Genomic DNA, 22,245 nt, shown 5'->3' on the forward strand with positions numbered 1-22,245 from the left:
CGTCTAGGTCACCGCCGGACTCTCCGAGCCATCACTGTTGGTCACTGTCGGTTTGGGCGGCACAGGCGGTTCATCCGCATTGGCTTCAGCATGCGGGCTCATCACCACCTGTGGAAACGTCTGGGCGAAGCGCACATCTGGGGTTTTATCCACAAGCTTTTTCAACCGTTCGTTGAAGGCGCGACTCACGCTGTATTGGCCGCCCGACACAGTGCGAAATTGCGCGGTCAGCACAACGCCATTGAGGTCCATCCGATCCAGGCCAAACACTTCCAGCGGCCCTTGCAGATTGCCCTTGAGTAACAGGTCGTCGCTGATCGAACCCCCTGCCTCGCGAATCAACGCGGTGGCAGAGTCGATGTCGGAATCGTAGGTGAACTGGATGGCAAAAAAGGCATACGCAAACTGACGCGATTGGTTGGTCACGGCTTTGATCTGACCGAACGGCACCGAGTGCACGAATCCTTTGCCGTCGCGCAGGCGCAGGGTGCGGATGGTCAGGCTTTCCACCGTGCCGGAGTGGCCTGAGTCGAGCACCACCCAATCGCCGATGGAAATAGTGTCCTCAATGATGATGAACAGCCCAGTGATCACGTCCTGCACCAACTGCTGCGAACCGAAACCGATGGCCAGGCCAACCACCCCGGCACCGGCCAACAGCGGCGCGACGTTGATCCCTAGATTGGCCATCGTGGTGATCGAGCAAATCACCACCAGGATAATTTTTATCGCGTTGCGCAGCATTGGCAGAATGGTTTTTATCCGGGTGCTGGGCTGGTGCGCAGAGCGTTTGTTGAGCGGTGGTTTCAGGGCTTCCTGAATCGCCGTGTCGAGGACTACCCACAACAACCAGGTCACCAACAGAATCAGGCCAATGCTGCTGAGCGAGTCACTGATCACCCGGCCGACCGTGTTGCGTTGGGCGAACTCGAACAGCGAAAAACCCCAGATCCGCCCGAGCACCTCAATGAACGCGACCGCGAGCGCAATCCGCAGCACGGCATGACACAGACTCAGCAAGCGCTCTTTGTAGACATGCCCACCACGCTCGGCGGCATCGGCCGGTTTGAACAGGTGCTGGAACACCGTGCTCAAAAATACCGTGGCAATCAGCAATACAGTGGTCAGCAGGGCACAGCGCAGGGCTTTCTGGCTGTCTTCGCCAGCACCGATCAGATGGATCGCCGAAACCAGAATCATCAGCAGGATCGGCAAGTACCAGAGGCCGGAAAAAATCTTCAGCGATTCTTGCAGCGCCGGTTGGTGCAGGCGGCCACTCAAGGATCGATTACAAATCAGATGCGCCACTGGCCGACGCAGCTTGATCACCAGCATGCAGAACACCACCGAGGCGAACAGTCCGGTAAATACCGCAATGCTGCTGGTGACGTTACTGCCTAACTGCCGGGAAATCTGCGGGCTGGTCAACGCGTCGCTCAGGGCCGCGAGAAAACCGATCAGAAACAAAGGCCGTGGGCTGTATTGGCGAATGATCTGTACCGCAGCGCGTTTGTGCCCGGAATTGAACATCACGATCACGCACAACAACACCGAGGTCGAAACAATCCCGCTGCTAGTCGCATAGGCAAAACACAGCGCCAACGCACGCCCCACCGACGCCGACATGAAGTGACTGACATACAACGTCAGCGGCAGGCTGATCACCGCCGGAAGGGTGTAGGGCACCAAGTAATTCAACAGCGCCTGGACCCGGTAGCGCTCAATAAGAACCCGATGCCGATTGAGGCGCGAGGCTATAAAGCGGCCCAGTGAAAACAGAATCGCGAACGCACCTATCCACACCGCCGACAACATCAGGAAGTCCCCGGCGATACTGACGTTCGAACGTGAGGAACGCTGATTGACCAGATTGTCTATCTCGTCGGCGGCTCGGCCCGCCCGCAAACGCCAGGAGTCGACCAGATCGTTATTCAGATCAAGTTGGCCTTGGACGTTATCAATACTGGAACTGATGGCGCCGAGCAAACCGCCTTGCACCAGAATTTCCGGAGGTATCGGGGCTGCAGGAGCCGGCGCGATGCTGGCAGGCGCCGCAGGGGCAGCCGAGGCCGGCGCTACGGCAGGCGCATCAGAGGCCTGGAGGTTGAAAGTGCCCGCGCAAAACAGGATGCACAACAGCGTCACGGTCTTGAACTTCAACAAAGCGCGGCTCCCCCTTCCATTTGATTATCCAGTGAGTATGAAGCTTCTAGACACTGATCGACATTTACCCTGCAAGTTCGTTTTACTCGCAAAGTGAATCCACCTGCCGATAGAGCCGGTCGATCATGCAGTCACCAATAGCTATTGGATAAAAAATGGCCAGCCTTCTAGGCTCTGGATACTCAGACCCTGCACGACGAAGGTCAATCCAACATCGCGCTCTTGAGCCCAGAGCAACGAGGTGCAATTGTCAGACCGGATCTTGATGGACAGCTTTTCTCGCAAGGTCGATTACCTGCGAATATCAGTGACCGACCGTTGCGATTTTCGCTGCGTCTATTGCATGGCCGAAGACATGGAGTTCCTGCCGCGCCAACGCATTCTCACCCTCGAAGAGATATACCAACTGGCCGAGCGCTTCGTTGCGCTGGGCACGCGCAAGATTCGCCTGACCGGCGGCGAGCCATTGGTGCGACGCGGGGTGGTCGACTTGTGTCGGCAAATCGCCGCACTGCCCGACTTGCGCGAGCTGTGCATGACCACCAACGGCTCGCAACTGAGCGCGCTGGCGGGCCCCCTGTTCGACGCCGGGGTCAACCGGCTGAATATCAGCCTCGACAGTTTGAACCCCGAACGCTTTCGTGAGCTGACCCGCACCGGCGATCTGACAAAGGTCATTGCCGGAATCGACGCAGCGAACGCGGCGGGCTTTCGGCGCACCAAGCTCAACTGCGTGGTCATGAAAGGCCGCAACGATCACGAGATCAACGACCTGGTCAGCTTTGCCATCGACCGTCAGCTCGATATCAGCTTCATCGAAGAAATGCCGCTGGGCACCATCCTTGAGCACAGCCGCGCAGAATCGTTCTTTTCCAGTGATCAGGTCCGCGAACTCATCGCCGAACGCTACACCTTGATCGACTCGACGGAATCGACCCAAGGCCCTTCGCGTTATTGGCGCCTGGCTGAAGCACCTGATATTCGTCTGGGCTTCATCTCGCCACACAGTCATAATTTCTGCGCGACCTGCAACCGTGTGCGCTTGACCGTGGAAGGCCGCTTGCTGCTGTGCCTGGGTAACGAACACTCGGTCGACCTCAAGGCCGTGTTGCGCGCTCATCCGGGGCAGCCGGAGAAGCTGGAAAAGGCCATTATCGACTCGATGCAGATCAAGCCCTACCGCCACAACTTCGACATCAATGACGAAGTTCAAGTTGTGCGTTTCATGAACATGACCGGAGGCTAGCGGGTCCTGTCTGTTCTCAATCGCTTCAATTGCTCCAGGACCCTCAGTCCATGATTGTCAGACCCAAACCGAACCTGCTGCAGATCCTGACGTCACTTAAAGGGTCCATCGCAAAGCACATCGTTGTTCGCAGCTTGCTGGTCACCCTGTTGGCCTCGGCCATCGTATGGGTCGAAACGCTGCACCCCGCCTATTTTTCCCGCGTCAGTGCCACGCCCTTCACGCTGCTCGGGCTCTCGCTGTCGATTTTCATGAGTTTCCGCAACACCATGTGCTACGACCGCTGGTACGAGGGGCGCAAGTTGTGGGGGGAAATGATCATGGACATGCGCTCAATGATCCGCGAAACCCAGGTCATTAAGGACCTCGCCGAACGCGGGAGTATTCTGCGTAATCTGTGCGGCTTCTCCCATGCCCTGAACGCCCACCTGCGCGGGGAAGACGAGTTGGCTGAGGCCCGCCCCTGGCTGGACTTCGCGCCAGCGCCCAGCACCCCGAATATCAGTGAACGCATCCTGCGTCACGTTGGCCAACAATGTTCTGATCTGGCCGTGGCTGGCAACATCAGTGAATGGCGCTACACCCTGATGGAAACCCGCCTGAGCAACCTGACACGCACCCTCACCGCGTGTGACCGGATCAAAACCACACCGCTGCCCTTTCCCTACACACTGCTCCTGCACCGGACGATTTATCTGTTCTGCATCCTGCTGCCCTTCGCCATGGCCGAGCCTCTGGGCTGGATGACACCTGTTTTCACCGCGATCGTCAGCTACACCTTCTTCGGGCTCGACGCCATTGGCGATGAACTGGAGGACCCATTTGGTCGCAACGAACACAACCTGCCTACCGATTTTATTGTGCGAACCATTGAGCGTGAAGTGCTGGACGCGCTGGGTGAGACCGATCTACCGCCCGTGCTCGAACCTGTGGATTACGTACTGAGCTGACTGGCGCCTTGGCACTGTCCATGGGATCGTCGCCGTATCAATTTTTTGAGTGCTGCGCATGAACGCTTCATCGAATGACCACGCAGAGCAAGGTGTGCCCTGCTCGATTCTGCTGCTGGCCGGTGGACGCGGGCAGCGCATGGGCGGGCAGGATAAAGGGCTTATCCTGTGGAACGACCGGCCCTTGATCGCTTATGTGCACGACGTTGTCAGGCCGCTGACCGATGACTTGATCATCTCCTGCAACCGCAATCAGGATCGCTATCAGGCATTTGCGGATCAGTTAGTGGGCGATGAACAGCACGACTTTCCAGGACCGCTGGCCGGGGTCCTGGCGGGGCTTTCGGTGGCGCACCATGCCTGGGTGCTGGTTCTGGCGTGTGATGCGCCGAGGATTGATCGCCCGCTGATCGAGCAGCTATTGAGCCGTGCAGGCCTGACGTCTTCACCGTTGATGGTGCGACAGGCCGGGCAATGGCAACCTATGTTCAGTGTGATCCCCACGTCCTTGCTGCCTGAGTTGCGCAAGCGCTGGGACCAAGGGGAACGTAGTTTGATGCGGGTGTTATTGGCACATGATTTACAGGCGCTTGACTGTGCGCCCGATGATCTGCGGCTGACCAACTTTAACACCCCGGACTTGCTGACCTGACCGCCTGCGGGCAGCGAACATCAATCCAGCTCGGCCAAACACTTTTCCAAGATATCCAACCCTTCATTGAGCACATCAAGCTCGGTGGTCAGCGGCGGGAGCAGGCGGATGATATGCCGGGCCTTGCCGCTGGGCATCAGCAGCAGTCCATTGTTTCTGGCGGTTTCAAGGAGCGTGGCCAACTGGGCTGTTGCGGGCTTTCCTTCCGGTGTGATCAGCTCGATCCCGCGCATGGCGCCGACCCCGGTCAGACGCCCAAGGAAGGGCGACAATTTGCTGTCAAGCCAACCCTGATAACGACTCATGATCGCGTGTTCTTGTGCTTCGCCCCACGAGGACAGATTGGCGTCAGTCATCTGGTCCAGGGTGGCCAGGCCCGCAGCACACGCCATTGGATTGCCCGAATACGTGCCGCCCAACCCGCCTTTGGGCAATGCATCCATCAAAGCCTTTTTACCAACTACCGCGCCGAGCGGCATACCGCCAGCGATGCTTTTCCCCAACAGAAGCAAGTCTGGCTCGATGCCCAGCCGGGAGAATGCAAAGCGCTGGCCGGTGCGTCCAAACCCTGACTGGATCTCATCGATGATCAGCAGAATGCCTTTTTCATCGCAGAACGCACGCAAGGCTTTGGCAAACTCGACGTCCAACGCAAGGAAGCCGCCTTCGCCCTGGACCGGCTCCAGAATGAAACAGGCTACCTCTTCAACGTCGATTTCGACGCTGAACAATCGATCCATGGCGCTCAACGCTTCTGCGGCGGTGACCCCGTTATCCTTGCTCGGGTAAGGCAAGTGATACACCGGCCCCGGCAGCACGCCGACCTTTTGTTTGTAAGGTGCTACTTTGCCGTTGAGGTTCAGGGTCGCCAGCGTTCGCCCATGAAATCCGCCATCGAAGGCGATAACCGCCGTGCGTCCTGTGTAAGCACGAACAATCTTCAGCGCATTTTCTGCAGCCTCGGCACCGCTGTTGGTCAGCATGCCGACGACCGGATAACTGACTGGAATGAACGCCGCGAGCCGTACCATGAATTGTTTGTAAGGCGCGTGGGGCACCGCGTTGAAGCAGTAATGCGTCAGCTTGGTCGCTTGCTCGCGGATGGCGTCGACGATACGCGCGTTGCAATGCCCAAGGTTCAACACGCCAATGCCACCGACAAAGTCGATGTAGCGCTTGCCGTCGTCATCCCACACCTCGGCGTTCTTGCCGTGATCCAGGGTGATGGGGTGGACCCTGGATATCGAACCGCTGATTGATGCGCTGCTCATACAGAAAATGCCCCGTAGAAAATTCCTCGGCCATATAAGCGAGGAATGCTTACGCGTCACAAGCGAAATAAAATCGCGGGGTTATTCCTGATTTTCGGGATGTGCCGTGGCGACCCAAGACCTGCGGCCTTCACGAGGATCCGCGAACGGGTCAGCCACCGAATACTTGCGAAGGACTGCGCAGGGTCGGGTCGAACGGGTTGATCTTCGGCCCGATGGCTGATGCCTCGCGCTTGAGCAACTCCACGACCGTTGGCAACCGGTCCGGCCCCAACCGCTCGCTGAGTGTCGCCACGCTGAGCGCGGCCACGGCATGCCCATCGCGGTTCAGAATGGGCACGGCCAGACCGGCCATGCCAGGCAACGCCCCGGTGTTGCGAGCCGCATAACCCAGGCGACGAACACTCTCCACCTCCGAACGCAGGAACACCTCGTCATACAGGTGGAAGTCCTTGAGCCTGGGCAGTTTGTAGCGGATCACAGTCTCGCGCTCTTCTTCAGGCAGATACGCCAGAATCGCCAGGCTGCCCTGACCCACTCCCAAGGCCACGCGCCCGCCAATGTCACCGGTAAACGTGCGAATCGGATACGGCCCTTCGCTGCGATCCAGACAGATCGCATCGAAGCCACTGCGCGCCAGCAAAAATAGCGAATCGCCCAACGAAGCACTGAGCCGGAGCATGGAGGGCCTGACCAGATCACGCAGGTTGCCGGTATTCCCCGCGCGGGCGGCCAAGGCAAAGAACTCCAGACTCAGGCGGTAGCGCTTGCTGCGCCTATCCTGCTCGACCATGCCTTCTTCCATAAGGCTGCGCAGCAGACGATGCGTGGTCGGTTGCGACAAGCCGACCTGCTGCGCCAATTGGGTCACCCGCTCACCACCGTCCGGGGCCGTGCCGAGCATACGCAGCACGGCGAAGAGCCTTGAGACGCCACCGACGCCCACTTCTTTCACCTCTTCATTCCGATCAGTGGAATTCATTTATCAAAATCCTTCATAGAAATCTGCTCACTGAATGAAAGTGAAAAAATACTCCTTTCAGTGAAATTCGCTCTTTCGTCCATCCTAGGCTTCGTCCTAATCTGAGTCCACAGGGGCGAATCGAACAATATTTGGCAGCCGACTCAGATCGAGCGCCAGCGCACCCGCAGCATCCCTTCGCATCTGCCCATTACAAAAAAGCGTGTTTCGACGCGCCCTATAAATACAGGTGGAACGCAGACATGGCTTTTCTCCAGCTCGAAGGTCTCAGCAAACGCTACGGTGCAATCGACGCCGTCGTCGCCACACATCTGGCGGTGGAAAAAGGCGAATTCGTTTCTCTGCTCGGCCCTTCCGGTTGCGGCAAGACCACCACCCTGCAAATGATCGCGGGTTTCGTCGACGCCACCGCCGGGCGCATCGTCCTGGACGGCCGCGACATCACCGACGCCAAACCGAGCAGCCGTGGCTTGGGGGTCGTGTTCCAGAGCTATGCACTGTTCCCGCACATGACCGTGCGCGACAACGTTGCATTCGGCCTGCGCATGCGCAAAGTCCCGGCGGCGGATATCGCCCGGCGGGTGGCCACGGTATTGGACTTGGTGCGCCTGGCCCCACATACCGAACGCTATCCCCGAGAACTGTCCGGTGGTCAGCGCCAGCGCGTGGCCCTGGCCCGCGCTCTGGTAATCGAGCCACCGGTGTTGTTGCTCGATGAACCGCTGTCCAACCTCGACGCCAACCTGCGTGAAGAGATGCAGTTCGAAATCCGCCGCATTCAGTGCGAAGTCGGGATCACCACCTTGATGGTGACCCATGATCAAGCCGAAGCACTGTCGATCAGTGATCGCGTGGTGGTGATGCAGGCCGGGCGAGTGACCCAGATCGACGAGCCGTACAAGCTCTATGAACACCCTCGCACGCGTTTCATTTCCGGCTTTGTCGGCAAGGCCAACATGCTCGCAGGCGACTTCGATGACGCAGGTTGCCCGCAAGTACGCCATAGCAGCGGCGACGGCGCACTGACCCTGAGCCTGCGCCCGGAAAAAATCGACATGCTGGACGCCGGCAACGGCCGTCTGCAGGGGCGCGTCCTGGTCCGCTACTTTCTGGGCAGCCAATGGCTGTATCGCATTGAAACCGCCTTGGGCGAATTGACCGTAGTGCGCCGCAACGACGGCAGCGCGCCGCTGGTCGAAGGCACCGCCGTCGGGCTCGACTGGCAGGCCGAACTGTTGCGCGTACTGGCTGCCGACGAGGTGCATGCATGAGCACCCTCGCGGCCATGCGCCGGGGCGGACGCGGCTATTTGTTGTCGACACCCGCGATGGCGCTGTTCGTGTGCCTGTTGATCCTGCCGCTGTGCCTGACACTGGTGCTGTCATTCAACGTTTTTGATTACCAGCTCGGCGTAAAAAACGACGCCTACACCCTCTCCCACTACATCGACCTGTTCAGCGATTCGTACTTCTACGAGATCTTCTTTCGCACGTTCTGGATCAGCGCGCTGGTGACCCTGCTGTGTGTGCTGATTGGCGTGCCCGAGGCCTATATTCTCAGCCGCATGGGCACCCCGTGGCGCTCGATTTTTCTGATCCTGATCCTGACCCCCCTCCTTATTTCAGTGGTGGTACGGGCTTTCGGCTGGAGCCTGTTGCTCGGTGCCGATGGCTTGGTCAATCAGGCCATTCAAGCGCTCGGCGGGCGTCCGGTGAAACTGCTCTATACGCCGTTCGCAGTGGTCATCGCCCTGGTGCATGTGATGCTGCCCTTCATGATCATTCCGATCTGGACCTCGCTGCAAAAACTCGACCCGGCCGCCGAACAGGCGGCGCTGTCCCTCGGTGCCAGTCAGGCCAAGGTCATGCGTTTGGTGGTGTTGCCCCAGGTGATGCCCGGCGTGCTTTCGGGGACCCTGATCGTGTTTGGCCTGTCGGCCAGTTCGTTCGCCATCCCCGGCCTGCTCGGCGGACGACGGCTGAAAATGGTTGCCACAGTGGTCTATGACCAATACCTCTCGGAGCTGAACTGGCCCATGGGCGCGACCATCGCCGTGGTGCTGCTGTTAGCCAACCTGCTGATCATGCTGAGCTGGAACCGCATGGTCGAAGGTCGCTATAAAAAAACGTTGGGGGAATAAGGCATGTCTAAAAATGGTCCTCTGTCTCTGGGATTTCATACGCTGGTGGTGCTGTTCATGATGGCGCCGCTGGTGGTGGTATGCCTGGTGGCCTTCACTCCAGAGAACACCCTGAGCCTGCCGACTTCCGGTTTCTCTCTGCGCTGGTTCAGGGCGGTATTCGAACGCGCAGACTTTATCCACGCGTTCTACAACAGCCTGATCCTGGCCTTCGTCGCCGCGACTCTGGCGACCTTGATTGCGGTACCAGCCGCGCTGGCGATCACCCGCTATAAATTCCCCGGCCGCGATTTTTTCAACGGACTGTTCCTCTCGCCGATCATCATTCCGCACTTGGTACTGGGCGTGGCGATGCTGCGTCTGTTCGCACTGATGGGGGTCAACGGCAGCTTCTTCTGGCTGATGCTGGCTCACGTTGTGATCATCACCCCGTACGTGTTGCGCCTGGTGATCGCCGCAGCCATCGGGATTGATCGTAGCGCCGAGCAGGCCGCCGAATCCCTTGGCGCCAGCCGCCTTACCCTGTTTCGTCAGATCACCTTGCCGATGATTCTGCCGGGGGTAGCTGGCGGCTGGCTGCTGGCGTTCATCAACAGTTTCGACGAGGTCACCCTGTCGATCTTCGTCAGCTCACCCGCGACCCAAACGCTGCCGGTGCGCATGTATGTGTACGCCACCGAATCCATCGACCCAATGATGGCAGCTGTCTCGGCGCTGGTCATCGCCCTGACCGCAGGCACCATGATTCTGCTCGACAGGGTCTATGGCCTGGACCGGGTTCTGGTCGGTAAACATTGAGGGGGGGCACTGAGATGGCGTTGTTCAAACGACTGGCCGAACTTGATCGTCCACGCCTGGCTTTTACCCTCGACGGTCAGCCGGCCAATGGCTTGCAGGGAGACACCCTGTTGACCGCCGTATTGACCTGTGCCGAGCACGTGCGCGGCAGCGACTTCAGTGCCGAACCGCGCGCGGGCTTCTGCATGATGGGTGCGTGCCAGGATTGCTGGGTACGCCTGGGCGACGGCCGCCGCGTGCGCGCCTGCTCAACCTTGCTCGAAGCAGGCCAAGACGTCAGCCGTGAACCAGGGCGCAGGCCATGAGCGAACATAAGGTGGTCATTGTCGGTGCCGGCCCGGCAGGGATTCGGGCCGCGCAAACCCTGCTGGCCCATGGGGTCAAGCCTTGCCTGGTGGACGAAGCCCCGCGCGGTGGCGGGCAGATTTATCGGCGCCAACCCGCGAATTTTCAGCGTTCGGCACAGCAAGTGTACGGCTTCGAGGCCTCGAAAGCCGACGCGGTCCATCGCACCATGGATGAGCTGGCAGCGCAGATCGACTACCGCCCTGAAACACTGGTGTGGAATGCCGAAAACGGCCGCCTGGATACCCTGCACAATGGACACGCCAGCGGATTGGAGTACTCACGAATCATCGTCGCCACTGGCGCCACCGACCGCGTTCTACCGGTGCCGGGCTGGACCTTGCCGGGGGTATACACCCTGGGCGCCGCACAGATCGCCTTGAAATATCAGGGCTGCGCCATCGGTGAGCGAGTGGCCTTTTGTGGCAGCGGCCCCCTGCTGTATCTGGTCGCGTATCAATACGCCAAGGCTGGCGCCAAGGTCGTGGCAGTGCTCGACAGCGCCCCCTTCAGCGCCCAATGCCAAGCATTGCCTGCTTTGATCGGTCAGCCCGGCACCTTGGCCAAGGGCCTGTATTACCGCAGTTGGTTGACCGCTCACGGTATCCCGGTGCATCAGGGCGCAACACTTGAACGCATTGACGGCGAACAACGGGTCAGTGCTGCGCTCTGGCACAAAGGTAAGCGCCAACAACGCCTGGAGTGTGATGCCATCGCGTTCGCCCACGCGTTGCGCAGCGAGACGCAACTGGCCGATCTACTGGCCTGCGAATTCCTCTGGAGCGCATTGAACCGTGCCTGGTTGCCACGTCGCGACAGTGCCGGGCGCAGCAGTGTTGAAGGGGTATACCTGGCGGGCGACGGTGCCGGCATCATGGGCGCTGACGCCGCAGAAATGGCCGGAGAGCGTGCCGCCCTGGCGCTGCTCGAAGACAGCGGACACAACGTCGACAGCGCGCGCGGTACACATCTGGAACACAAACTCGCGGCCATCGAACGCTTTCGGCATGGTCTGGAAACAGCGTTCCCCTTCCCCACACATTGGGCCGCTGAAGCGCCCGATGAATTGATCCTGTGTCGCTGCGAAGAGGTCTCGGTCGGCGACGTGCGGACAGTGGTCGATGAGGGTCATTGGGAACTCAACCGGGTCAAGGCCCATTGCAGGGTTGGTATGGGCCGGTGTCAGGGCCGAATGTGCGGCGCGGCAGCGGCAGAAATCGTCGCCCAACGCAGCGGCCGGGCGCTGGACAGTATCGGTCGGCTGCGCGGTCAGGCACCGATCAAGCCGTTACCGTTCGGCGTGGAGATCGAGCCATGAGCGCAGTGATCGAAACCGATGTGGTGATTCTCGGCGGCGGCATTGTCGGTGCGTCGGCAGCCTTGATGCTCGTCCGCATGGGCAAGCGCGTGGCACTGCTGGAGCGTGACTTTTGTGGCTCACATTCCAGTGGTGTGAACTACGGCGGTGTGCGCCGTCAGGGTCGACCGCTGAGCCAATTGCCATTGTCCCAACGCGCCCACCAGATCTGGGGCCTCTTGCATGAACTGATCGGCATCGACGGGGAGTACGTGCGCTCAGGGCATCTCAAGCTCGCCCGCAGCCATGAAGACATGGCCGCGCTGCAGGCCTACGCCGAGGACAGCCAAGGCTTTGGCCTCGGCCTGCAACTGCTCGACCGTGCCGAGTTGCGAGCACGCTTCCCCTGGGTCGGCGATGTGGCAGTCGGTGCCTCGCTGTGCCCCGATGACGGCCACGCCAACCCACGACTCGTCTCTCCGGCCTTTGCCCGCGCCGCGCAACGCTTGGGCGCGCAAGTGTTCGAGCAGGCCAACGTCATCGACGTCGCGCACGATGGGCAGATGTTTCAGGTGCGTAGCGCCAAGGGTTTAACGGTCCGCGCACCATGGCTGCTCAACTGTGCGGGTGCGTGGGCTGGCACCCTCGCCGCCAAGTTCGGCGAACCGGTGTCGATGCAGTCAGGGCATCCGGCGATGCTCGTCACCGAGCCATTGCCCATGGTCATGGATGTGAGTACCGGCGTGGAAGGCGGCGGGATTTATGCGCGCCAGGTCGCACGCGGGAATTGCGTACTGGGCGGCGGCCAGGGGTTCGCGTTAGGCCCGGAGTCGGCTCGCCCTGGACAGGCCGCCGTGCTGGATATCCTGCGCAACGCCGCCGAGCTGTACCCCTTTTTGACAGGCGCTCAGGCGATTCGTACCTGGAGTGGCACCGAAGGTTATCTGCCCGATCGCGAACCGGTGATCGGCGCCAGCACCACTCAACCCGGCTTGCTGCATGGCTTCGGCTTTGCCGGTGCCGGTTTCCAAATCGGCCCGGCAGTGGGTGAAGCCTTGGCCGAGTTGGTCTGTACCGGCGGCACAACACAACCCATCACAGCGTTTTCCATCAGCCGCTTTCAACCCGCCGCGTTTACGCCAAACCGGTCGCTGCACGCGGGGACCGTCATTCAATTGCCTAGAGGAAGGTCACTTCAATGAAGAACGTCAAACGTATCGCCCTGTCTTGTCTACCCTTGGCCAGCCTGCTGCTCACGGCACCGGCGCATGCCGAACCGACGCTGTATCTGGGCATGAACGGCGGCACCATGGAACGCGTCTATGCCGACAAGGTTTTGCCGGCTTTTGAGAAGGCCAATAACGTCAAGGTGGTGATCGTACCCGGCACCTCTTCTGACATTCTGGCCAAGGTCCAGGCCAGCAAGGACAACCCGCAACTACACGTCATGTTCCTCGACGACGGCATCATGTACCGCGCCATCTCCATGGGCCTGTGCGGCAAGCTGCAGCCAAGCGCGGCGCTGGCAGACATTCCGGCCAAGGCTCGGATCAAGGAAGAAGCCGCAGCAGTAACCCTGGGCGTCACCGGCCTCGCCTACAACACACGAATGTTCAAGGAGAAAGGCTGGAGCGCTCCCACCTCGTGGATGGACATGGCCGACAGTCGTTACAAGGACAAAGTAGTCTTCCAGTCCCTGGCTTCGTCGACCTATGGCCTGCACGGCTTCTTGATGTTCAACCGTATCCAGGGCGGCAGCGAAACCAACGTCGAACCGGGCTTCAAGGCCTGGCCGAAAACCGTCGGCCCCAACGTACTGGAATACATCGCCAGCTCAGCGAAGATTTCCGAAATGGTGCAAACCGACGAAGCCGCCCTCTTCCCCCTGACACCGACCCAGGTCTCCACCCTGAAACTGCTCGGCGTGCCGGTTGAATACGCACAACCCAAAGAAGGTGCGGTGGTACTCAACGTCGCCGAATGCACCATCGCCAACAACAACCAGCCCGAGCTCGCGCAAAAACTCGCCGCCTACCTCCTGAGCCCGGAAGCGCAGGCCCCGGCACTGGAAGAAGGCGACCAAATCCCCTCCAACCCAAAAACCCCAACCACCGATAAAACCCGCAGCCAGGTCGCAGCGATGAACGCATACCTGGAGACGGCCATCTCGATTGATTGGGATCAGGTTAATCAGCAACGCCCGGAATGGAATGCGCGCTGGAGCCGGACGATCGAGCGGTAGAGAGCAACACCATGTAAGAGCGCGCTTGCAACTATGCGTCCCGCCGCGATCGGCTAACAGAGTCGGAAAAGTAGTGGATTCACTATCGCACCGGGCAGAGCCGATTTATCACGAGCAAGCGCGCGCCTACACGTCACTAAGTTCTATATAACCTCACTTCCGATGACAGCGGGATCATCCTCACCTAATAACTCAACATACTCATAGAACACTCAGCCGGAGAAAAACCATTACTCATCACTGCGCCTCGTATTCAACCCGCTCCTTGTACGGCACGTATAGCCGCCTTGAGTTCCCGTTCTGAACATACGTAGAATCTGTCACCCTTCTGATAAAGTATTTTTGTCGTCAACACGGCAACTGATGTGTCAGACATCTCAAGCCGATAATGTTTGTCGAAGTATAATTTTGGTGAAAGCAGACTCTGGTTGGCCCATTCGTCCAGCAGGGCGGCACACACCATACATAGAATGCCAGCCTCAATCATGGACCCACGATTGAGGCTGATCAGATGCGAAATCATTGTGCTGAGCTTTGAATCAAAAATGATAGCGGTAGGGCTTACAAAGAAGCCTGTCAAACCAAAAGCAATAATTACAAAGCCGATAGCGTACAAAAAACGCCACGGACAACAGGCACGATCAAAATAGTCAAGGTAGTTCCGTTCAAAACCCTTTACTTCAAAATATCCTGGAAACTCAGAAACACGAACCTTAATTAGGCCACCTCTTGCCCACTCCATTTCCAACCGCCGCCTAAAAAAAGAAAATCATAGCAAATGGCTGGTTTATAGCGGCACATCTAATTATTAAAAATAATTTCCAGGAGTATTCCCACATGAACCATCCATCAATCCATGTTGACATAATTAGCAATTAACAACTTGTGCAGTAAGTGGCGCAGTACTTTAAGTAACCGTATAACTCAGTCATCCAGAAAACCAAACCGAAACCTATTCGAGTAGGGCGGCTCCCACCGGTAGATGGAGGTCAATGAATCGCAGACATGGGCTACGCACAAACCAAAAGGCCCGTAGCGTTGGACGCTACGGGCCTTTTTTACAGCTGAGGAGCTATATCCTAGAACGGAATATCGTCATCAAAGCTGTCGAAATCCGGAGCCGGTTGCGGTGCGGCCTGCTGCTGTGGCGCAGGACGCGATTCGCGTTGTGGCTGGGATTGCGGTTGGGATTGCGGTTGGGACTGCTGCGGACGCGACTGTTGAGGGCGCGGCGCGGAGTTGGACATGCCGCCTTGACCCTGTGGAGCGCCTTCGCCTTGTGGACGGCCGCCCAGCAGTTGCATGGTGCCTTGCATGTCGACGACGATTTCAGTGGTGTAGCGCTTGATACCGTCTTTTTCCCACTCGCGGGTTTGCAGCTTGCCTTCGATGTACACCTGCGAACCTTTGCGCAGGTATTCGCCGGCGATTTCAGCAACCTTGCCGAACATCGAAACACGGTGCCATTCAGTCTTTTCGACCTTCTGACCGGTTTGTTTATCGGTCCACTGTTCGCTGGTCGCCAGACTCAGGTTGGTCACGGCGTTACCGTTAGGCAAGTAGCGAACTTCGGGATCCTGGCCGCATGTACCGACCAATATGACTTTGTTAACCCCACGGGCCATAACGTTCTCCTAGGCTTCGCACGCTGTCGGCGCCGGGTCGTTGACCAAGCGCTCAAGGGACGTGCGATCCAATAGTTCGGTGTCTAATTTGATATAGATGGCAGCTTCATCAGCCACCACCACTGCATCTGTTACTCCGGTGACGGCCATCAAACGCTCAATCAGGCCGGCTTCGCGCTGTGCTTCTGGCGTCAACGGCACACGCAGGCTCGTCACGTACGGTGGTTCGCGCATAGTAACAGCAAAGGCGAGCCATATGGCACACAGGCCAGCCCCGCCGAGGAACACAATGCTCAATCCACCGTGCTGAAATAACCAGCCGCCAAGAATGCCGCCAGCCGCCGAACCGAGGAACTGGCTGGTGGAGTAAACCCCCATCGCCGTGCCTTTTCCGCCTGCCGGTGACACTTTACTGATCAACGACGGCAACGAGGCCTCAAGCAAGTTGAACGCGGTGAAGAACACCACCGTCCCGATCACCAAAGCCCGCAACGTATCGCCGAATGCCCAGAAGAATAGCTCAGTCAGCAGCAGCACGCTGACCGCCCCGAGCAATACACGTTTCATCTGGCGCTTCTTTTCACCATAAATGATGAACGGGATCATCGCAAAGAACGAAATCAGCAACGCGGTCAGGTAGACCCACCAGTGCTGTTCCTTGGGCAAACCGGCTTTTTCGACCAACGCCAGAGGCAAGGCAACGAAGCTGGACATGAGCATCGCGTGCAACACAAAGATACCTAAATCCAGGCGCAGCAAGTCGGGATGACGCAAGGTCGGGCCCAACGCCTGACGTGCAACGCCCGATTCGCGATGCTGCAGTGGTCCGGTCGACTTCGGCACCATGAAGGCGACGATCAGAATCCCTACCAGCGCCATCCCGCCCGTGGCCAGAAACAGCCCCGACAGGCCGAACGCGCGGGTCAGCAAGGGGCCGACGACCATGGCAACCGCAAAGGAGAGACCGATGGTCATGCCGATCATGGCCATCGCTTTGGTGCGGTGCTGTTCGCGGGTAAGGTCCGAGAGCAACGCCATCACCGCCGCCGAGATGGCGCCAGCCCCTTGCAGGATCCGTCCGGCGATCACGCCCCAGATCGAGTCCGCATTGGCCGCCAGCAAGCTGCCAAGAGCAAAGATGATCAAGCCCAGATAAATTACTGGCCGCCGACCGATCCGGTCGGAAATCATCCCGAATGGAATCTGCAGCACCGCTTGGGTCAGGCCATAAGCGCCGATAGCCAGACCGATGAGCGCAGGAGACGCGCCCGCCAGGTCCATGCCATAGGTGGCCAGCACCGGCAAAACCATAAACATGCCAAGCATACGGAAGGCGAACACCAGCGCCAGACCGCTTGCTGCGCGGGTCTCGCTGCCACTCATGCGTTCGCTAAGGGGATCGTGCATGGAAAAACCTCGTGTGAACCGGCAGCGATTCTACCAGTCCCATCGATGTAGAGCACATACGCGACGCTTTGCCGCGTAATGGTATGGAGCCGTATACTCCCGTGTTTAAGCCCGCCAAGCGAGGCCGCAGTGGACAAGATCCTGATACGTGGGGCGCGAACCCACAACCTGAAGAACATTGACCTGACCCTGCCACGCGACAAATTGATCGTCATTACCGGTCTTTCCGGTTCTGGTAAATCGTCGCTAGCCTTCGATACGCTTTACGCCGAAGGGCAGCGGCGCTATGTCGAGTCGCTTTCCGCGTACGCTCGGCAGTTTCTGTCGATGATGGAAAAGCCGGACGTCGATACGATCGAAGGGCTGTCGCCGGCGATTTCTATCGAACAGAAATCCACGTCGCACAACCCGCGTTCGACGGTGGGCACGATCACCGAAATCTACGATTACCTGCGCCTGCTGTATGCGCGTGTCGGCCAGCCTCGCTGCCCGGACCACGATATTCCGCTGGAAGCGCAGACCGTCAGCCAGATGGTCGACCTGGTACTGGCGCAACCTGAAGGCAGCAAACTGATGCTCCTGGCGCCTGTGGTTCGCGAGCGCAAAGGCGAGCACCTGGCGATCTTCGAAGAGCTGCGCGCTCAAGGCTTCGTCCGCGCACGGGTCAACGGCAGGCTATGTGAACTCGATGAACTGCCCAAGCTGGATAAACAGAAGAAGCACTCCATCGACGTGGTGGTTGACCGGTTCAAGGTTCGTGAAGACATGCAGCAGCGTCTGGCCGAGTCCTTCGAAACCGCGCTGAAACTGGCTGACGGTATCGCCTGGGTCGCGCCGATGGATGACGAGCCGGGCGAGGAAATGATTTTCTCCGCACGGTTTGCCTGCCCGATCTGTGGACACGCCATCAGCGAGCTGGAGCCCAAGCTGTTCTCCTTCAATAACCCGGCTGGCGCGTGCCCGACCTGCGACGGCCTGGGTGTGAAGCAGTTTTTCGACATCAAGCGTCTGGTCAATGGCGAGTTGACGCTGGCCGAAGGCGCGATTCGTGGCTGGGACCGGCGCAACGTCTATTACTTCCAGATGCTCGGCTCTCTCGCGAGCCACTACGGGTTCAGCCTCGAAGTGCCGTTCAACGAGTTGCCCGCCGATCAGCAGAAAATCCTCCTGAATGGCAGCGGCACGCAGAACGTCGACTTCCGCTATCTCAATGATCGCGGCGACATCGTCAAGCGTGCGCATCCGTTCGAAGGCATCGTGCCCAATCTCGAGCGGCGCTATCGCGAGACCGAGTCGGCCACAGTGCGCGAAGAGCTGGCCAAGTTCCTCAGCACTCAGCCCTGCCCGGATTGCCGTGGCACCCGTCTGCGTCGTGAGGCGCGGCATGTCTGGGTAGGCGAAAAAACCCTGCCGGCCGTGACCAGTCTGCCCATCGGCGATGCTACCGAGTATTTCAGCACGCTGAAGCTAACCGGACGGCGCGGTGAAATTGCCGACAAGATCCTCAAGGAAATTCGCGAGCGCCTGCAGTTCCTGGTCAACGTCGGCCTGGATTATCTGTCCCTGGACCGCAGTGCAGATACCTTGTCTGGCGGTGAAGCCCAACGTATTCGCTTGGCCAGCCAGATCGGCGCGGGCCTCGTCGGGGTCCTGTATATCCTAGACGAACCGTCCATTGGCTTGCATCAACGGGACAACGACCGGCTGCTGGGCACGCTCAAGCATCTGCGTGACATCGGCAATACGGTGATCGTGGTCGAGCATGACGAAGATGCTATTCGCCTGGCTGACTACGTGGTGGACATCGGCCCTGGTGCCGGTATTCATGGCGGGCACATCGTTGCGCAAGGCACGCCGGCCGAAGTCATGGCGCATCCTGATTCACTGACCGGCAAATACCTGTCAGGCCGGGTGAAGATTGAAGTACCGGCCAAGCGCACGCCACGCGACAAGAAGCTGAACCTGACCCTCAAGGGCGCGCGTGGCAACAACTTGCGCAATGTCGATCTGGAAATCCCGATCGGTCTGCTGACCTGCGTGACCGGTGTTTCCGGCTCGGGCAAGTCGACGCTGATCAACAACACACTGTTCCCGCTCAGCGCCACGGCCCTGAATGGCGCAACCACGCTAGAAGCCGCGGCGCACGACAGCATCGATGGCCTTCAGCACCTGGATAAAGTCGTCGATATCGACCAAAGCCCCATCGGTCGAACCCCGCGCTCCAATCCGGCAACGTATACCGGGTTGTTCACACCTATTCGCGAGTTGTTTTCCGGTGTTCCAGAGTCGCGCTCACGCGGGTACGGCCCGGGACGTTTCTCGTTCAACGTGAAGGGCGGCCGTTGTGAGGCGTGCCAGGGCGATGGTCTGATCAAGGTCGAGATGCACTTTCTGCCGGACATCTACGTGCCTTGCGATGTGTGCAAGAGCAAGCGCTATAACCGCGAAACGCTGGAAATCAAATACAAGAGCAAGAACATCCACGAAGTGCTGGAGATGACCATCGAGGAAGCTCGGGTGTTCTTCGATGCCGTACCTGCACTGGCGCGCAAACTGCAAACGCTGATGGATGTTGGGCTGTCGTACATCAAGCTGGGGCAGTCCGCGACCACGCTGTCGGGCGGCGAGGCGCAGCGGGTCAAGCTGTCACGCGAGTTGTCCAAGCGTGATACGGGCAAGACGCTGTACATCCTCGATGAGCCGACCACCGGTTTGCACTTCGCCGATATTCAGCAGTTGCTCGACGTGCTGCATCGTCTGCGCGATCACGGGAATACCGTAGTGGTGATCGAGCACAACCTGGATGTGATCAAGACCGCTGACTGGTTGGTGGACCTGGGTCCGGAAGGCGGTTCCAAGGGCGGCCAGATCATCGCCTGCGGTACCCCGGAGGAAGTCGCAGAGATGAAGCAGTCTTACACCGGCCACTACCTCAAACCGCTGCTGCTTCGGGATAAAGCCGACGCAGTCTAGCCGGTGCGCTAACGAAAAAGCCCTGCCGCATTTTTTCTGCGGCAGGGCTTTTTTATGGCTGTGGTGCGGGAATCAGAACTGCGATTGCAGGTAATTCTCCAGACCGATCAACTTGATCAGGCCGAACTGCTGTTCCAGCCAGTACGTGTGATCTTCTTCGGTATCGGCCAACTGAATGCGCAGGATTTCGCGGGTTACGTAATCCTTGTGCAGCTCGCAGAGCTCAATTCCCTTGCAAAGCGCGGCACGCACCTTGTACTCAAGGCGCAAATCGCTGGCGAGCATCTCAGGGACCGTGGTGCCTATGTCCAGATCATCGGGACGCATGCGCGGCGTGCCTTCGAGCATCAGGATCCGGCGCATCAAGGCATCGGCGTGCTGGGTCTCTTCTTCCATTTCGTGGTTGATACGCTCGTAGAGCTTGCTGAAGCCCCAGTCCTCGTACATCCGCGAATGAATAAAATATTGATCGCGGGCTGACAGCTCCCCCGTCAGCAGCGTATTGAGGTAATCGATTACATCCGGGTGACCTTGCATCGCCCTCATCTCCCTGCTTGAAAGGCTGTAGTTTGAACCAACCCGCCGGGGAGGTCACTTCACAAAAAGCCAGAAAATGTGAAAACACGGCGAAAGCCGAACAATCAAATGCGAAAAGCCGCCCCCTTGAGGGCGGTTCTGTATATCGCTTCAACTTAGACCTGGTTCAGTTGCACACCAAGGGCTTTGGCGACGCCTTCGCCGTACGCAGGATCGGCCTTGTAGAAGTATTGCAGCTGACGTTGCACGACATCAGCCGTCACACCGGCCATCGCGCCGGCGATGTTGCCGATCAAGAGTGCTTTCTGTGCATCGTCCATCAGGTTGAAGAGCGCACCCGCGTGGCTGAAGTAGTCACCGTCCTGACGATGATCGTAACGTGTGGCCTCACCGCTCAGCGCCAACCCGGGCTCAGCATAACGCGGGGCCTGCTTAGGGGCGTCAGCGTAGCTGTTGGGTTCGTAGTTAGGCGTTCCACCACCATTGCTGCCAAAGCTCATGGCGCCATCACGCTGATAGCTGTTAACCGGGCTCTTTGGCGCATTGATCGGCAATTGCTGGTGGTTGGTACCGACCCGATAGCGCTGTGCGTCAGCGTAAGCAAAGACACGCCCTTGCAGCATGCGATCAGGCGACAAACCAACACCAGGCACCCTATTACTTGGCGCAAACGCGGCCTGTTCGACTTCGGCGAAGTAGTTCTGCGGGTTACGGTTCAGCTCCAATTCGCCGATCTCAATCAGCGGGTACTCTTTCTGCGACCAGGTTTTGGTCACGTCAAACGGGTTCTCGTGATGGGCGGCCACCTGAGTCTCAGTCATGATCTGGATGCACACCCGCCATTTCGGGAAGTCACCCTTCTCGATCGCGGAGAACAGATCGCGCTGGGAGTAATCCGGGTCAGTACCTGCCAGGCGCGCGGCATCAGCAGGTGCCAGGTTCTTGATACCTTGCTTAGTCTTGTAGTGCCATTTGACCCAATGACGCTCACCCGTCGCGCTGATCAGGCTGTATGTGTGACTGCCGAAGCCGTGCATGTGACGGTAGCCATCCGGAATGCCACGGTCCGAAAACAGGATCGTGACCTGGTGCAGCGCCTCGGGCGAGTGCGACCAGAAGTCCCACATCATTTGCGCGCTTTTCAGGTTGGATTGGGGCAACCGTTTTTGGGTGTGAATGAAGTCAGGGAATTTAAGTGGGTCACGGATAAAGAAAACGGGCGTGTTGTTCCCGACGATGTCCCAGTTGCCTTCTTCGGTATAGAACTTGATCGAAAAACCACGCGGGTCGCGCTCGGTGTCTGCCGAACCACGCTCACCACCGACGGTAGAGAAGCGCATGAAAATTGGAGTCTGCTTGCCCACGGACTCAAACAATTTAGCGCTGGTGTACTGAGTGATGTCGCGATTGACCGTGAAAGTACCGTGAGCACCCGAGCCTTTCGCGTGCACGCGGCGCTCCGGGATATTCTCGCGATTGAAGTGTGCAAGTTTCTCGATCAGGTGAAAATCGTCGAGTAACAGTGGGCCACGCGGGCCTGCGGACCGGGAGTTTTGGTTATCAGCGACAGGAGCGCCACTGGCAGTCGTAATCGTTTTATTCAGGCTCATACGAAAT

General features: G+C 58.8%; 19 protein-coding genes. 11 read left to right on the forward strand and 8 right to left on the reverse strand.

The window, feature by feature from the left end:
• Positions 1 to 3: 3 nt before the first annotated feature.
• Positions 4 to 2,163, reverse strand: a complete 2,160-nt coding sequence (locus RHM55_RS12055; protein ID WP_322182311.1) for a mechanosensitive ion channel domain-containing protein — start codon at positions 2,161 to 2,163, stop codon at positions 4 to 6.
• 247 nt (positions 2,164 to 2,410) lie between these two features.
• Here RHM55_RS12055 and moaA point away from each other — a divergent pair, with 247 nt between their 5' ends.
• From moaA to mobA, 3 genes are read left to right on the forward strand one after another with little or no spacing between them, the layout of a single operon-like run.
• Positions 2,411 to 3,409, forward strand: coding sequence for a GTP 3',8-cyclase MoaA (gene moaA, locus RHM55_RS12060; protein WP_322182313.1), 999 nt, complete (start codon positions 2,411 to 2,413; stop codon positions 3,407 to 3,409).
• A 50-nt stretch (positions 3,410 to 3,459) separates the two neighbouring features.
• Positions 3,460 to 4,359 (forward strand): bestrophin family protein, encoded by a 900-nt coding sequence (locus tag RHM55_RS12065; protein ID WP_322182316.1) that lies wholly within the window; start codon positions 3,460 to 3,462, stop codon positions 4,357 to 4,359.
• 58 nt (positions 4,360 to 4,417) lie between these two features.
• Complete coding sequence (gene mobA / locus RHM55_RS12070; protein WP_322182318.1) at positions 4,418 to 5,011, forward strand: molybdenum cofactor guanylyltransferase MobA; 594 nt, start codon at positions 4,418 to 4,420, stop codon at positions 5,009 to 5,011.
• Positions 5,012 to 5,031: 20 nt separating this feature from the next.
• On the opposite strand, the gene RHM55_RS12075 is transcribed toward mobA, so the two are convergent.
• Positions 5,032 to 6,282: an aspartate aminotransferase family protein gene (locus tag RHM55_RS12075; protein WP_322182320.1), complete on the reverse strand. Its 1,251-nt coding sequence runs from the start codon at positions 6,280 to 6,282 to the stop codon at positions 5,032 to 5,034.
• A 151-nt stretch (positions 6,283 to 6,433) separates the two neighbouring features.
• Positions 6,434 to 7,264: an IclR family transcriptional regulator gene (locus tag RHM55_RS12080; RefSeq protein ID WP_322182322.1), complete on the reverse strand. Its 831-nt coding sequence runs from the start codon at positions 7,262 to 7,264 to the stop codon at positions 6,434 to 6,436.
• Between the two features lie 242 nt (positions 7,265 to 7,506).
• Here RHM55_RS12080 and RHM55_RS12085 point away from each other — a divergent pair, with 242 nt between their 5' ends.
• The 7 genes from RHM55_RS12085 to RHM55_RS12115 are packed head-to-tail and all read left to right on the forward strand — an operon-like array spanning position 7,507 to position 14,086.
• Entirely contained in the window at positions 7,507 to 8,535 is a 1,029-nt protein-coding gene (locus RHM55_RS12085; RefSeq protein ID WP_322182324.1) for an ABC transporter ATP-binding protein, read from the forward strand.
• Positions 8,532 to 9,404 carry an ABC transporter permease gene (locus RHM55_RS12090; protein ID WP_322182326.1) on the forward strand — a complete coding sequence of 291 codons (873 nt, stop codon included), beginning with the start codon at positions 8,532 to 8,534 and terminating at the stop codon, positions 9,402 to 9,404. Before RHM55_RS12085 ends, RHM55_RS12090 begins: the two co-directional genes overlap by 4 nt.
• Positions 9,405 to 9,407: 3 nt before the next feature.
• Positions 9,408 to 10,202: an ABC transporter permease gene (locus RHM55_RS12095; protein ID WP_322182328.1), complete on the forward strand. Its 795-nt coding sequence runs from the start codon at positions 9,408 to 9,410 to the stop codon at positions 10,200 to 10,202.
• A 14-nt stretch (positions 10,203 to 10,216) separates the two neighbouring features.
• Positions 10,217 to 10,507, forward strand: a complete 291-nt coding sequence (locus RHM55_RS12100) for a (2Fe-2S)-binding protein (protein WP_322182331.1) — start codon at positions 10,217 to 10,219, stop codon at positions 10,505 to 10,507.
• The gene (locus tag RHM55_RS12105) at positions 10,504 to 11,865 is read left to right on the forward strand and encodes an FAD/NAD(P)-binding oxidoreductase (protein ID WP_322182335.1); all 1,362 of its coding nucleotides are present in this window, start codon (positions 10,504 to 10,506) and stop codon (positions 11,863 to 11,865) included. The genes RHM55_RS12100 and RHM55_RS12105 overlap by 4 nt, the downstream gene beginning before the upstream one ends.
• Positions 11,862 to 13,046 (forward strand): FAD-dependent oxidoreductase, encoded by a 1,185-nt coding sequence (locus tag RHM55_RS12110; protein ID WP_322182337.1) that lies wholly within the window; start codon positions 11,862 to 11,864, stop codon positions 13,044 to 13,046. The genes RHM55_RS12105 and RHM55_RS12110 overlap by 4 nt, the downstream gene beginning before the upstream one ends.
• Entirely contained in the window at positions 13,043 to 14,086 is a 1,044-nt protein-coding gene (locus RHM55_RS12115; protein ID WP_322182339.1) for an ABC transporter substrate-binding protein, read from the forward strand. Before RHM55_RS12110 ends, RHM55_RS12115 begins: the two co-directional genes overlap by 4 nt.
• Before the next feature lie 253 nt (positions 14,087 to 14,339).
• On the opposite strand, the gene RHM55_RS12120 is transcribed toward RHM55_RS12115, so the two are convergent.
• The 3 genes from RHM55_RS12120 to RHM55_RS12130 form a co-directional block, all read right to left on the reverse strand.
• Complete coding sequence (locus tag RHM55_RS12120) at positions 14,340 to 14,828, reverse strand: hypothetical protein (RefSeq protein ID WP_322182341.1); 489 nt, start codon at positions 14,826 to 14,828, stop codon at positions 14,340 to 14,342.
• 337 nt (positions 14,829 to 15,165) lie between these two features.
• On the reverse strand, positions 15,166 to 15,711 hold the full coding sequence (locus RHM55_RS12125; RefSeq protein ID WP_322182343.1) for a single-stranded DNA-binding protein: 546 nt from the start codon (positions 15,709 to 15,711) through the stop codon (positions 15,166 to 15,168).
• A gap of 9 nt (positions 15,712 to 15,720) precedes the next feature.
• Positions 15,721 to 17,118 carry an MFS transporter gene (locus RHM55_RS12130; protein WP_322182345.1) on the reverse strand — a complete coding sequence of 466 codons (1,398 nt, stop codon included), beginning with the start codon at positions 17,116 to 17,118 and terminating at the stop codon, positions 15,721 to 15,723.
• Positions 17,119 to 17,247: 129 nt separating this feature from the next.
• Between RHM55_RS12130 and uvrA the strand changes: the two genes are divergently transcribed.
• Positions 17,248 to 20,091 carry an excinuclease ABC subunit UvrA gene (uvrA, locus tag RHM55_RS12135; protein ID WP_322182348.1) on the forward strand — a complete coding sequence of 948 codons (2,844 nt, stop codon included), beginning with the start codon at positions 17,248 to 17,250 and terminating at the stop codon, positions 20,089 to 20,091.
• Between the two features lie 72 nt (positions 20,092 to 20,163).
• Here uvrA and bfr read toward each other — a convergent pair whose 3' ends face one another.
• Both bfr and RHM55_RS12145 read right to left on the reverse strand, forming a co-directional pair.
• Positions 20,164 to 20,628 (reverse strand): bacterioferritin, encoded by a 465-nt coding sequence (gene bfr, locus RHM55_RS12140; RefSeq protein ID WP_322182350.1) that lies wholly within the window; start codon positions 20,626 to 20,628, stop codon positions 20,164 to 20,166.
• A 155-nt stretch (positions 20,629 to 20,783) separates the two neighbouring features.
• Complete coding sequence (locus tag RHM55_RS12145) at positions 20,784 to 22,238, reverse strand: catalase (RefSeq protein WP_322182352.1); 1,455 nt, start codon at positions 22,236 to 22,238, stop codon at positions 20,784 to 20,786.
• Between the last annotated feature and the right edge of the window lie 7 nt (positions 22,239 to 22,245).

The organism is Pseudomonas sp. MH9.2 (genome assembly GCF_034353875.1).
In the GTDB taxonomy this organism is placed as follows: domain Bacteria; phylum Pseudomonadota; class Gammaproteobacteria; order Pseudomonadales; family Pseudomonadaceae; genus Aquipseudomonas.